The 12,033-nt window shown below is 63.6% G+C and carries 18 protein-coding genes; 1 reads left to right on the forward strand and 17 read right to left on the reverse strand.

Translation table 11 applies throughout. The annotated features are described in order from the left end of the window. Positions 1 to 107 precede the first annotated feature (107 nt). Genes MOV76_RS35640 through MOV76_RS35650 form a run of 3 tightly spaced genes read right to left on the reverse strand, consistent with a single transcriptional unit; the run spans position 108 to position 2,301 of the window. Positions 108 to 488 carry a hypothetical protein gene (locus MOV76_RS35640; RefSeq protein ID WP_247266296.1) on the reverse strand — a complete coding sequence of 127 codons (381 nt, stop codon included), beginning with the start codon at positions 486 to 488 and terminating at the stop codon, positions 108 to 110. Then, complete coding sequence (locus tag MOV76_RS35645) at positions 488 to 2,089, reverse strand: portal protein (protein ID WP_247266297.1); 1,602 nt, start codon at positions 2,087 to 2,089, stop codon at positions 488 to 490. Before MOV76_RS35645 ends, MOV76_RS35640 begins: the two co-directional genes overlap by 1 nt. Then, positions 2,089 to 2,301 carry a hypothetical protein gene (locus MOV76_RS35650; protein WP_247266298.1) on the reverse strand — a complete coding sequence of 71 codons (213 nt, stop codon included), beginning with the start codon at positions 2,299 to 2,301 and terminating at the stop codon, positions 2,089 to 2,091. The genes MOV76_RS35645 and MOV76_RS35650 overlap by 1 nt, the downstream gene beginning before the upstream one ends. On the opposite strand from MOV76_RS35650, the gene MOV76_RS35655 reads away from it, so the two are divergent. After that, positions 2,300 to 2,443 carry a hypothetical protein gene (locus MOV76_RS35655; RefSeq protein ID WP_247266299.1) on the forward strand — a complete coding sequence of 48 codons (144 nt, stop codon included), beginning with the start codon at positions 2,300 to 2,302 and terminating at the stop codon, positions 2,441 to 2,443. The genes MOV76_RS35650 and MOV76_RS35655 overlap by 2 nt on opposite strands. A 236-nt stretch (positions 2,444 to 2,679) precedes the next feature. Here MOV76_RS35655 and MOV76_RS35660 read toward each other — a convergent pair whose 3' ends face one another. From MOV76_RS35660 to MOV76_RS35720, 14 genes are all read right to left on the reverse strand, one after another. After that, on the reverse strand, positions 2,680 to 4,311 hold the full coding sequence (locus tag MOV76_RS35660; RefSeq protein ID WP_247266300.1) for a hypothetical protein: 1,632 nt from the start codon (positions 4,309 to 4,311) through the stop codon (positions 2,680 to 2,682). Between the two features lie 360 nt (positions 4,312 to 4,671). Continuing rightward, on the reverse strand, positions 4,672 to 5,352 hold the full coding sequence (locus tag MOV76_RS35665) for a hypothetical protein (RefSeq protein WP_247266301.1): 681 nt from the start codon (positions 5,350 to 5,352) through the stop codon (positions 4,672 to 4,674). Between the two features lie 508 nt (positions 5,353 to 5,860). Continuing rightward, on the reverse strand, positions 5,861 to 5,989 hold the full coding sequence (locus tag MOV76_RS39925) for a hypothetical protein (protein WP_258719884.1): 129 nt from the start codon (positions 5,987 to 5,989) through the stop codon (positions 5,861 to 5,863). 140 nt (positions 5,990 to 6,129) lie between these two features. Then, positions 6,130 to 8,004: a hypothetical protein gene (locus MOV76_RS35670; protein WP_247266302.1), complete on the reverse strand. Its 1,875-nt coding sequence runs from the start codon at positions 8,002 to 8,004 to the stop codon at positions 6,130 to 6,132. Positions 8,005 to 8,078: 74 nt separating this feature from the next. Beyond that, positions 8,079 to 8,318, reverse strand: coding sequence for a hypothetical protein (locus tag MOV76_RS35675; RefSeq protein ID WP_247266303.1), 240 nt, complete (start codon positions 8,316 to 8,318; stop codon positions 8,079 to 8,081). Beyond that, positions 8,308 to 8,712 (reverse strand): hypothetical protein, encoded by a 405-nt coding sequence (locus MOV76_RS35680; protein ID WP_247266304.1) that lies wholly within the window; start codon positions 8,710 to 8,712, stop codon positions 8,308 to 8,310. Before MOV76_RS35680 ends, MOV76_RS35675 begins: the two co-directional genes overlap by 11 nt. Further along, on the reverse strand, positions 8,712 to 8,987 hold the full coding sequence (locus tag MOV76_RS35685) for a hypothetical protein (RefSeq protein WP_247266305.1): 276 nt from the start codon (positions 8,985 to 8,987) through the stop codon (positions 8,712 to 8,714). Before MOV76_RS35685 ends, MOV76_RS35680 begins: the two co-directional genes overlap by 1 nt. Positions 8,988 to 9,115: 128 nt before the next feature. Then, positions 9,116 to 9,562: a hypothetical protein gene (locus tag MOV76_RS35690; RefSeq protein WP_247266306.1), complete on the reverse strand. Its 447-nt coding sequence runs from the start codon at positions 9,560 to 9,562 to the stop codon at positions 9,116 to 9,118. 3 nt (positions 9,563 to 9,565) lie between these two features. Beyond that, the gene (locus MOV76_RS35695; RefSeq protein ID WP_247266307.1) at positions 9,566 to 9,748 is read right to left on the reverse strand and encodes a hypothetical protein; all 183 of its coding nucleotides are present in this window, start codon (positions 9,746 to 9,748) and stop codon (positions 9,566 to 9,568) included. Between the two features lie 108 nt (positions 9,749 to 9,856). Further along, a complete protein-coding gene (locus tag MOV76_RS35700) occupies positions 9,857 to 10,141 on the reverse strand; it encodes a GapR family DNA-binding domain-containing protein (protein WP_247266312.1) in 285 nt (94 codons plus the stop codon). A 17-nt stretch (positions 10,142 to 10,158) separates the two neighbouring features. Next, a complete protein-coding gene (locus MOV76_RS35705; RefSeq protein ID WP_247266308.1) occupies positions 10,159 to 10,398 on the reverse strand; it encodes a hypothetical protein in 240 nt (79 codons plus the stop codon). Beyond that, a complete protein-coding gene (locus MOV76_RS35710; RefSeq protein WP_247266309.1) occupies positions 10,395 to 10,706 on the reverse strand; it encodes a hypothetical protein in 312 nt (103 codons plus the stop codon). The genes MOV76_RS35705 and MOV76_RS35710 overlap by 4 nt, the downstream gene beginning before the upstream one ends. Continuing rightward, positions 10,706 to 11,818 (reverse strand): toprim domain-containing protein, encoded by a 1,113-nt coding sequence (locus tag MOV76_RS35715; RefSeq protein ID WP_247266310.1) that lies wholly within the window; start codon positions 11,816 to 11,818, stop codon positions 10,706 to 10,708. Before MOV76_RS35715 ends, MOV76_RS35710 begins: the two co-directional genes overlap by 1 nt. Next, positions 11,815 to 12,033 (reverse strand): hypothetical protein (locus MOV76_RS35720; RefSeq protein ID WP_247266311.1); only part of this gene is annotated, 219 nt, incomplete at its 5' end. The genes MOV76_RS35715 and MOV76_RS35720, both read right to left, overlap by 4 nt.

Raw genomic sequence — 12,033 nt, forward strand, 5'->3', positions numbered from 1 at the left:
GCTTTCGGCTGCAGCGGGAGGAGGAGCCGCAGCCGCTGCGGCGGCGGGTGGCGCTGCGCCACCGCTTCCGCCTTCGGTGTTCATCACAAGTCGATCGAGAAACGTCTTCATGCTCCAGCTCCATTCTGGTTTCTTCGCTCGGCGTCCGCGAGCTCTTTGCCTTTGGCGATCACTTTCAGGATGACCTCGCCGACGCCGGCGATCGCCTGCCGGTTGATGGCGAGGATGGCGGTTTCCTCCATCGTCTTTCCCGTCACCCGCCAGGGAAGCCGCATTGTGATGTCCATCAGCCACTCGACGAGCTCGCGGCCGTCGCCATGTTCATGGAGCGCGTAGAGGAATTTTGCGACGCGATCGGACGGCTGCAGGTCGGCGCCGATCACAGGGGCAAACAGCTGCTCGAGACTTTCCCAGCCACCACCGGCAGCCGATTGCTCGAGCAGATCGAGCGGCTGGGCGGCGCGTGGCGCGATAAATGGACCACTCATCAGGCTGCCTGCTTCATCTGCGCGTTGGCCGCATTGCCAATCACTTCAGGCGCCTTCTCTGCGGCCTTGGCCGCAAACATCATGGCGAGCTGCTGCTGCTGGCGCACCTGCATATCGTTGAGCACTTTCTTTTTCTCGTCGGCGCTCGGGATCAGATCGGGATCGATCTGCAGTCCCTTTGCCACCTGGTCGAGCGTGCGCTCCTGACTGAGGTAGAGGTCTTTCGCATCCGGCCCTGCGAAGGCCAGCACGATATCGTGATAGTTGGCGATCGCCGCCAGCCGATCGGCATTCAACGCGGCCGCCATCGGCGAGCGCACCTTCACCGCCACCATCAGGTCGTCGATGTTGATCTGCTGCGGCAGGATCCCGAAATCCGCCAGGATCTCGGCGACGCGCGGCACGATCACCGGCATGACTTCGTTCACCAGACGGCCGAACGCACCGATATGAACGTTGGCCTTTTGCTGCAGGCGGCCGGCCATCTCGGAAGCCGAGCGCGGCGTGCCGGAGTATTCCGGCAAGCGGTTGTCGAACATCGCCTGCTTGATCTGCGTCTGCAGGTCGCCCGTCACCATCTTGCCGATATCGAGACGGCCATTTGCCGGATCGAGCCGCTGCACGTCAGGGCCAAGCATGCCACCCGTCGATTGCATCCCCCAGAATTCACCGGGGGAAAGGCGCACCGTATTCGGATTGAACGTGCCGCCGGCGCGATAGCCCCAAATGCCGAGCATCTGGATTGCCGCCGATTTCAGCGACAGCTCCTGCGCCTTGTTCAGCGTCTTGATCGTCGGCAGGGCTGTCAGCACCACGCCGCGGCCATAGGCCTCGCCTGGCACGCGGTAGTAACGAGGCACGGCGATCGGTTGTGTGCGGTAGCGCTCGTGCACGATGAATTCAGTACTCTGCTGGCAATAGGCGCCGAAGTGCCAGCCGCCACCGACAGGATCGGCCCAGAAGTCCTGCACGAGCTCGATTTCCGTGCCCGGGCTACTCTTCGCCTTTTCCTTGATGCCGTCAGGAAATTTGCCCTGCGGAAAGGCGGCGATCAGCTGCTCGTGCTCGAGCATCTGTTTCCACGAGACGCGGATGACGCGGCCGTAAGCGTCGACGCCGATCGCGACCTGGTCGAAGGGGATGCAGCAGAACATCACCGGGTTTTCGCGCGTGCCCTTCACCGGCAGGATGCAGGCGGTACCGACGGCCAGGTCGATGCATGCTTCATGCACGGCCGTATCCCAATCGCCCGCGAGGAAGAAGGGATGGATCAGCGACGAGATCTGGCCGAGCTCGCGGTCGAAGGCCTTCGTTCGATCGGCGCCGAGCAACATGGCGGCGATCGGCCCGGTCTCGAGCACAAAGGTCGGCTGCCCCGCCGGGAACAGATCGCGCTGGAGGCTGCCGGCAAAATACATCGCGCTCATCGGCGCGGTCATGTCGAAAAGGCGATCCGCGTTCTTCGGTTTGCCCTGGCCACCTGGGCGGCGCATCGGCACCGCGAAGTCGTAAGCTTCCTGGTAGATCGCGTTCCAGGGCGTGCGCAGCGTCCAAAGCCGTTCGCTTTGCCGCTTGTGGGCGACGACGTCGATATCCGCCATCAGCCGAGCACCGCAGTGGCGCTGTCCGGGCCGTCTTCAAAGAGGCGTCGGCCGCGCGGCGCCCGCCGGGTCGCGGCTACCGCCTTGTCTTCAGTCTGCAGGCTGGCCAGCTGGCGATCGTTCGCCACCGCCTGCAGTTGCCGGCTTTCGGCCGCCGCCTTCTTGGCGCCGTTGTCGCCGCCTCCGAACAATCCCTGTACAACTTTTCCCATGACCGCCCCCGTTGAAGATCCAGAGCGTGTCATCCGCGTGGGAGAAACCGACCAGACGCGCCATGCGCTCGCCTGCCCGGTTGCCGACTGCCACATGGCAGATGATCACGCTGCCAGTCTCCGCGAAACGGCCAAGCGTTAAGTGAGCCAGCCGGCAGAGCGAAAGCATGCGAGACGCCGCTTCCGGCTTGACCGACATGGCGAGCTCGAGGCGTCCCTGCCGATCGGGCACGAGGAAGGCAACCGCCAGCAGTTCGCCGCCGGCCGATATCGACATGCTGTCGCCGATCGATTTCATCATCAGGAAGGCCTTACGCGTGTACGCACGCGAGCCCCCCATCTCGAGGCAGTCCGTCCAGGAGACCGGCGTCTGTAGCGTCAGACGTTCCATACGTCGAAATCTCCCGCGCGCTGCGCTTGCTGCTGGCGCCCGAAGCGTCGTTCGCGCAGCTCCTGCAGGCTCATGACGTTGTCGGAGCGGCCAAGGTTCGCGCCATCGGCCATGACGCCGGCGGCGCCGCGATGGCCGAGGCACATGTACTGCAGGCCGTCATGCGGGTGCGAATAGGCGTTTTTCACCACCTCGAGCTTGTCCGTTGCCCCGATCGAGGCTTGCTTCGACAGCATGTAATGCGCTTCGAAGCCGCCGATGATCCTCTTGCAGCGAGGATCTACCAGCATGCGCGGCGTCGAGCCGTCGATCATCCCGGTCAGGTACCAGCGAACCGCCTCCTGCCGCAGGGACGGTTCGTTGCTTTCGGTCGGCAGGATGTTGAGCGAAAGCGCTTTTCCGACCGTCTGCATCCAGGAGAGCTCGCCGTTTTGCGTATCCGCCCCCATGAAGGCGGCCGGATCGCCGAACGCCTCGAGGAAGGCGAAACCGCGAAAACGCTCAATCAGCATTTCGTAGAACATCGTCGCGAAGCGGTTCGGACCGCAGCCTGGCAGCGCGCACACTTCCGCGAGCAGTCGCAACTGCCCATTCGGCAGGAATTGTCCGACGACGCCCGCCGGAGACCCGCCAGCATCCATGCCGGTCGAGAGCGGCACGCCGGGAAGCGGCTCGAGCGGCTGATCGGCGACATGGATCGCCCGGCTGAATTCGGGATAGACCGGATCTCCGGCGGCGACGTTCGCCGGCAGGGAATGCACCATTCGCTTGACAAGGCGCTTGTCTGTCGTCGTCGCCGCCTCGAGCTCATACGATGATCGCGGCTTGCCCTTCCTGTTTTCGGCGTTCGGCGACAATCCACCAGGCTGCCAGAAACCATTCCATCCCGGCGTGACGTTATGCACTATTGAGCCCGGCTTCGAGCTTTCGCCGAATGGCTGCAGGTAGGCAGGATGTTCGAGGCTGGGCGGCGGGTTCATATCCCCCCACACGATGCGCGGCAGCACCGCTTCGTTTTCGTCGACCTGCAGGCCCATAGCCGCCATCGCCGCGCGGCCGTCGCGCGAGACGCGCTCGAGCTCGGAAGGCGCAATCTGATCCATCGGCGGGTAACGGCCGCAGCGCTGGAAGAACACCGGCAACGTGTTCGCCGGCATCAGGTCGTATTCGTTGCCCCAGGCCATCGAAATTTCATAGCCCTTGGCGAACGCCTCGAGGTCGTTGTCGCCGATCGCGCCGGTTTCCATGACATACTCGACCTTGATCAGGTCGCGGCCGCGATACGCTTCCCAGCACATCTTGTGCACCACCGGCCGATCCTGGCCGCCTTCGTGGCTGACAGTCCAGGCATGCTTGATCGGAAACATGTTGTACCAGCTCGCCAGGGCCGTCCTGGCGAAGCTGCGATAGGTGTCGCGGACGCACAGCGTCTTGACGCGCACCCATCCGTCCTTGCAGACGGGCATATACTGCGCCGCGTGCTTCGGCCCCTTGATCACCGACCCGACAGTCTTTCCCGAACCGCCTGGACCCATGATCGCATCAATGGGGCCGCGGGAGTTGATGAACGCTTCGCCGATCGGCCCTGGCGGCTCATAGTGAGTGACTTCAATCCCCATATCCCGAAACCCTTCAAACTACCCGGGCCCGCGTGCCCGCACCCTCAACCGGAGCTCACAAAGTAATTTCGGCCGCGGGGGGTTCAGTCAGGCACTGGTGAATGGCCTCGTGTGTGTGACGGGCGAGGCCCGTGGGGGGCCTTGTGGTTTTGATTTTTGAAACCGGCCTTCCGCGCGCGCCTGCACGCCCGCGAGGGCACCCCCTCCATGGGCGGCGGTGGCGACGGGCTTTCCCACGCGCGCGAGGCCGGGCTGGAAACCGTGCCACTAATTTTGGATAAGGGGCTGATGCAGCAATATCAAAGGCTTAGGTGCCATGAGGCGGATAGCCCAATGCGCCTCACGGCTAAGCCATTGATATCATTCGGGCTGGTCGAAGTGCGTCAGATCGATCGTCTTCGCCTGCGTCGTCGGGTCGGATGGCATCACGCCGATGACCATGATGCCCATGGCGCGCGCCTCGCCCGGATCGATCGGCTGCGCCTTCTTGCTCTCGAAGTAGGGCAGCAGCTCGGCGTTGGCCTTCTGGATCATCTCGTGCGCCTTCAGCATCAGCGAGACCACATCGTCGCGCTTCAGCACGCCAGTCTGCAGGGCAGCAGCGATATGCTGCTCGGCGGTTGCGCCCTCGACAACGGGAAGGCATGCGACCTCCACCGCGAGCGCCACGGGATCCGCGTTCGCCAGCGCCGCGAGGTTGAGGCCGGGATGCTTGAAGCCCATGCGCATCAGCGTCTCGCCGAAGGTGCGGGTGGCCTTGTTCTGGCTGCCCTTCGGCCTCCCCCGCGCCCGCTTGGCGTCCTGCAAGATTGACGCGACGTGTTTCACCGGGCCGGCGAAGAGGGAATGTTGCTCGTCCATCTCGTCGAGCAACAGGGATTGCTGCTCGGGTTCGTCGCCGGTGGCGAGCTGGGCCGCCAGGTCCGTCATGTCGGCCTCGATCGCCGCCCTGGTCGCGCCAACCTTCGCCGCGCGCTCGGAATTTTCCGGCGGTGTGCGTGTCTCAAAGAGCCCCGAATTCTCGCCTTCCGGATCGGCCATCGCATTTCACCCGATTTGTTTATTCCGGCTACCCCGGCTACCGCTCGGCTACCTATGCGGTAGCCGCAAATCTCTCAATCTTTACAGGACTATAATCCTCTCAGCTACCAAGCTACCAAGAGATGGGTGGTTCTCACATATGCGCGCGCGCGTGAAAAAACCTCTTATCGACCGGTAGCTTGGTAGCCGCATGCGCAAATCCCTGATTTCGTTGATTTATCCCGGCTACCGCCCTTGGTAGCCGCTCGGTAGCCGGTGGTAGCCACCCGAACCCGACGCGGCAGACGATCGCCACGCCGCAAGACTGCCACGGCGCTCCGCTGTGTTAAGTGCTCGCGCCTCATACGCTCTGCCCTCTCGTAGCGAGCGGGCAGTTTATGGAGCAAGGGATTGTCGCCTTGATCCGCGAGCCTGTTTCGGCGTGGCGCGAGCTCCGCTTTCTCCCCTTGGGGCAGGGGAAAAGAGTTAAGTGCGCGGCGATTTGGGCACGGGACAGCGGGGTGCGAGATCACTTGAAGGCCCAGATCAGCATGAACACCAGGATGATGACGGCCGAGATCAGCACGGGGATCAGACCGATCGCCGAGAGCTTCATGCCGAAGAACTGGAAGTGGATTTCATTCTGCGATTTGGGCATCGGGCGGTCCTCTCACCAAAACAAGGTTTGAGGACCTATTCCCAAATCAGTTGTCGCCGCGAATGACCTGATGAGTCAATCACTATAGTTTCAGATACCGGTTATACTCGCGTGCTGAACAACGCTTTTATGACGTTTGCCTATTCCTCGGCCGGCGCCGTCGCCCGGTCATAGGCGACCATGTCGACCAGCAGGCACTTCTTATCCTGCCGGTTGATCTTCAGCGTCTTGTAGCGCGGCGCCAGGTCGCGCAGCACCACGTCCGCCGGCGCCTGCTTGAGCACGTTGCTCCAGCCGCCTTTGAAATAGTCGGTCTGCTCGAAGATCTTGGTCAGCTGCGGCGATGAATGCGGCACCGCCAGGCAGTAGCCCTTGGATGGATCGCCCGAAGCGCGCAGGCCGAGGCCGACGACGGCAAGGCTCGCCCTCGCCTCCTCGAGCTGATAGGCGCCGTGTTCGTAGAGCTCGAGGATCTTGCCGACCGTATGCCGCTCGCCGGCCTTCCACTGGTCTATCGACGTCGACAGCAGCTGCTCCATGACGTCCTGCCACTTCTCGACCTGCTCCTCGAGCTCGACGGCCGTCGCGGCGCGCAGCGCGTTGATCGTCCACTCGCGGTCGCCGGCCTCGAAGCCGATATCGGCCATTCCGAACTTGCCGACCAGGAGCTCGGCGACGGCGAGCAATGTGCCATAGGTGTCGATCGCGCGGGCGTCGTAGCCGGCCTCATGCAGCAGTGTGGCCCAGGCGGGCAGCAGATGGTGCTGCAGCTCGTGCCAGCCGTCCATGAGCTGGCGCAGCAGCATGCGGCCCCATTCCTCCTGGATGACGGGCTCGGGCCCGGTTGCCTGCAGGGGATTGAGGTGCAGCAGCGCCATGCGGCTGCGGTCCTGCTGCGATAGCGGCGGCAGGTTGATTGCCGATAGCAGGAATGCCGAATACATCTGGAACTGCACGCCGTCATGGTCGCTCGAGCCGCGATAGAGCTTGCTGCCGTCATAGGAGTGGCGGGCGAGCTCGACGATGCCCTGCTCTTTGTAGCTGCCGGCCTTGGCCTCGAATTCGTCAATCAGAACCGGCCGGCTGTCCTGGCCCATGTTCTGATAGATGCCGGCGGCCGTCGTGTTCTTCGTCGAGTAGATCAGCGGCCCGAAAATCGTCTCGACATAATCGATCAGGGTCGACTTGCCTCGGCCGCGGCCGCCGGTCAGCCCGACGATCGGCCGCTTGCGCAGTGCCCCGCCGAGGAAGCCGACGCCGATAAAGCCCAGCATGATGAGCGGATCGAGCCACGGCCGTTCCCACTGCCAGGTGGTGAGATGCTGCAGGATCTTCTGCGCCGGCGTGTCGTCGACGCCGATCGGCTTGCGCCAGGGCGCCAGTGTCTCGGCCGCCTTGGCGTAGAGCTTGCCGTCGTGCTGGATCGGCGGCCGGCTGGTCAGCTTGAAATCTTCGGCCTTGTTGTTCTTGCCGACGCGGTATTCGACGGCCCACAGCTTTTCGCCCGAGTGCCAGATGAATTCCTCGCCGGCGCGCCAGCCGCCGCGGCCGCGCACGCTCTGCTGCACGTCGAAAGTTCCGCGCCTGGCTGCCTCGCTGATGATGCAGGTGGCGGCCTTGTCGCGCTCGAGACGCTTGACCTTGACAGCTTCGTCGCCTGTCTCCGGATCCTTGATCGTGCCGAAACCCGGCCAGGCCCAGAGTGCATAATTCGGGTAAGGCGCGCACATGCGCATGATCGCCTGCAGGTCGATCGCCTTGACCTCCATCAGGTGATAGGTGGCGGTTCTGACGTAGATGACGTCGCCGGCCTGGCCGAGCACTTCGAAGGGGCAGCCGGGCGGCATGCGGTCCCAGGGCGCGCCTTCCCACTGACCGGGCTTAATGCCTTCGCGAGCGAGTGAGGGATTGGGATCGTTGACCGGAGTTGCCGCCGCCTGGATGTCGTCGAGCCCGTCCTCGACGATGGCGCGGATGGCGACACTGCCGCCTTGGATTTTCGTTCTTTTTGCCACGTGCGCCCTGCAATGCTGGAGAATGCGGCCGCCGCGCCGGTTTCAGCGCGGCGGATTTTGCTGCCGATCGGCGATCAGGCCGTCACGTGCTTGACGGCCCACATCACGGCCTCTTCGGTCTTGGTCTTCGCGATCGAGAGCTCGCGGCTCGCACCGGCCTCGGCGATGATGTCGAGCAGCTCCTGACCACACGACTTGATGCGAGCCATGAGCTCCTTTTCCTTGTCACTCAACACGCGATACTGGTGACGGAGAGTATTGTTGGCGGTGCGATCGTCGCTTGTGCTGTCGACCATCTCATTTTCATTCGGCATGCTCTTCTCCTGCGGTTTCCGGCAGCACCATTGCCGCCGGCGAGCCGTACACCACCACTTCGTCAACGCGGCGTCCGGTATTCATCTGCACCTGGACTGCGCGATCGTCCCACAGTTCGATCATCGCGAAATCCTTGACGTTCGTTACCTCGAGCACTGGCAGACCATGGCGATGCAGCCAATTGTGGATGATCCTGATGACCTGCCGGCGCTCTACCGGAGGGCCGGCAACGCGCGCCGTGAAGATCTTCATTGCGCGGCCTTCCGCGTGCCACTGCAGCACTCGGGAGGCCATAGCCGGTACAGGATCGCCGATGTGGTCGATCCCTCGCCATTTGTCGTAGTGGGCGAGCGTGCCGTCGAGGTCGATGCCGATCCAGCCTTGCGTGCTCATCAGATCGTATCCATCGGCCCGTCGACGCCCTCGAGCGTCGTCTCCTCGAGCGGCACGGGCACCGGGTCCGGCTTTGGCTTGGCCGCCTCCTGCTCGGCCTGCCAATCCTTTTCGAACTGATCGAGTTCGACGACGACGGCCGAGAAGATCCGTACGAGCGCGAGCTCGGCCCGGGTGGCGGCGGCCGTCTCGCGATGCTTCAGCAGCTTGAGCTGCTGCATCAACACTTCCGGCGTCGCGCGATCGCGGCCGATCTCACGCAAGAGTTTCGCCATAGCGACCGTTGCCTCTGACCGGCCAACGCCCGCCAACGGGGCCATGCGCCCCATCTCTGCTTTCTCGAAGGGATATGCCGAGGTCACATAGTCGAAGATCCGGTAAGTCGCACGCTCGGCAGTAAAGATCAGCTCGTCGTATCCTTCCGGCTCTTCATCATTGACAGGTATTGTTCGCGCACTAGGAGCTCCGGTTCCGAATTCGGATTGCTCACCACCACCACCGCCGTTCCGAATGTCGTCATCTGGGCCGTTGCCTGGCTGACCAGATCCTCCGGCATCGCCGGCAGCAGCATCAGTGCTTCCATCTGCGCCGGCGTTACCTCGATCGGCGGCATCTCCGGAAGCACCGGCATCGATGCCAGCAATGTCCGGAGCCGTGCCGGCGTCACCGGCGCCGGCGCCATCCGCGGATCCGTCGCCGTCGTTGCCGGCGCCTTCGGTGCTCGAGGGGGGATCACGTTGACCATCTGCCGGATCCTTTGTTCCGGGATCGCCTGCAGCTCCGCTGCCGGCGCCGGCTTCAGATGTTTCCCCCGGGGCCAAACCACTTTCATCCGTCCGCCCTTGGTCATCGCTCACAACCTCCCCATCGTCGCCGCCACTTTCGCCAGCGCCGGCGAGCGCCACCGTCTTGCCCGCGTCATCCACTGCCGCGTCGTGTTGCCCATCTTGCGGCGCTGGGCTTCCGTTGCCTGCAAGATCTGCGCCGGCCAGGTCGCCCGCGCTTCCCGCACCATCTTGAGCCGCTGCAGCTGCATGTGCCGCCGTCTCTGCGCCAGTTTCCGATCCTGTGTTTGCCTGCACTTTTTCATTGGCCCTGCTCTTTCCTTTGCGCCTGGTCATGCTCGTCTCCTTCGGTTTCCGTTTCAGTCCACCATCCCGAGGGCGCGTTTGTAGGTGAGGTACACGGCCTCCTCCTGAAACAGCTCTTCGGGGTCTCGCTTGCGGTCGCGGATGACCCGCTTCACCGCCTTGACGTCGTAGCCGCGCCCACGCATCTCGCCGTAGACGTCGGATTTGTCGTCATTGATCGCCTTGTTCTCTTCCTCGAGGCGCTCGATGCGCTCGATGAAAGAAAGCAATTCCTTGGCGGCGACGTCGGGATCGTTGATCGCCTGCGCCGGCGGCTTGGCGCCGCCCTGGACGCCCATGGGGTCGAAACCGTCGCTCATGGCTTCTCTCCCTTCTGGGGAGATGGGGCACGGTCGATCTCGTTGAGGAAATAGCACTTCTGGCCAGTGTCGTAGCGCATGAGGTGCGGGTGAAGCTTCTGGACCTTTCCAAAGTCGCTGGACGCCACCTGTGGAGTAACGCCGAATTTCTTCACGACATGGCTACGGTTGATGAAGCCGAATATCTCGATAATCTCAATGATCCATGAGATCCGGAGCTGTTCGAAATACCTCATTGCTTCACCACCTGCCGGTCGATGCGCTCGATCTCGGCGATCAGCAGCGCGGCCGCGCGCACCAGGTCGCGCCGGCGGCCTTTCGGCTTCCACCAGCCACGGTTCCATGGCCACAGGGGTTCCGGCGGCACAGAGCCATGCATCAGCGGAGCCATGGCCTGCATGGCGTAGGAGACACCGGCGCGCACCAGCTCGTCGTCGCGATAGGCGTCATCCTTCGCCAGCGAGAAGCCTTCGCCGCTGACCTGCCGAGCTCTTTCCAAGACGACGTCGATCATCGCCTCTGACAACATTTCCTCGGGTTTCATCACTCTTCCCCTTGTGCCAAATCGTTGAAATCATTCCCGGCAATGCTCTCGATCACCGTCAGCGGCTTGCCATGCTGCGAAAGCTGCTCGAGCACCTGGTCGAACTGCTTTTCCGTCGTCTTGCTCTTGAAGTGATCCTTGAGGATGATCGCGGCCGAGATGCAGGGCAGCCACAGCGGCGCGTTGCCCATGTTCGACAGGCTGCCGGCAGCCCAGGCGCGCGCCTCGGGCGCCTCGATCGCCACCGACGTCGTCGTCTCGATGCCCTCTCCGATGATCACGGGGTACGGGCGCACCGCCGTTTCGGGCGGCTCCCCCTCGGGACCATGCGAGATCCGGATCACCGCGCCCTTGGCCTCACCGAACATCAGCTTGGCATTCTCGCCCTGGTTAACCGGCAGCTTGCGGGGCCCGAGCGGCGAAAGAAATGTCAGGTGCACGGCGACCAGCTGCCCGGTCGGCGCCCGCATGGCCGAATGAATGCAGGGAAAGCCGGGGCCGGCCTGCGCCTTGATCCGCCGGCCGCCCGAATTGTCCCACTTCGCCCGCGGCCAGAATTCCGTCGCCGCCGAATAGCGGAAGGTCGACAGATCCCGGTTGACGACCCGCTCGAGCGGAATGGCGCGCGCCGCGAAATAGGCGCGGGCATAGGCCTCGGCCGCAGAGCCCGCGCCGTCCATCAGCCCGGCCATGAACATGCGTTCGGCTTTGTCCAGCCGCTTCAGGCGGTTTTGTTCGGCCTGCTCGTCATTGTCCTTCTTGGCCGTCACCGTGCGTCGCTGCATCGCCTGCAGCTGATCGCGGCTCATCTCGCGCATGCCGAGGAAATCGCGCGACCAGGCGAGCGCCTCGCGGAAATCGGATTTCAGGCAATATTCGACCAGCCCGATCACGTCGCCCTTGTCGCCGGTGCGCCAGTCGATCCAGGCGCCATGGTCGCGATCGAGCGCCACTTTGAATTCCGGGCTCTTCGGCGCGTCCATCGTCACGGGATTGTTGGCGACCCAGAACCGCCCGTTCCGTCGGCCGTCCGGCAGCAGCCGCCGGCAAAGATCCTCGATCTTGTCCTTCAGCCCCTGCTTGATGACGGACGTGTCGTCGTGGCGCATCATGAGGAAAACGCCTCCTCTACAGCTGCCAGCAGCTTTTCGAGAATGGGATCGCCGCGTTCGTCCTCGACGTCGTTCATGGCGATCGAGACGGCGGCCTTGGACATGCGCGCCGCCCGGGCGAGCTCGGCCTGCGGGACGTTCAAATATTGATTGGCGATGTAAACGGCCCAGCGCCTGGCGACGGCCGCCCGCATCCAGGCGCGATCGGCGGTGGC

Source organism: Rhizobium sp. PRIMUS64, from assembly GCF_023006465.1.
GTDB classification, from domain to species: Bacteria; Pseudomonadota; Alphaproteobacteria; order Rhizobiales; family Rhizobiaceae; genus Rhizobium; species Rhizobium leguminosarum.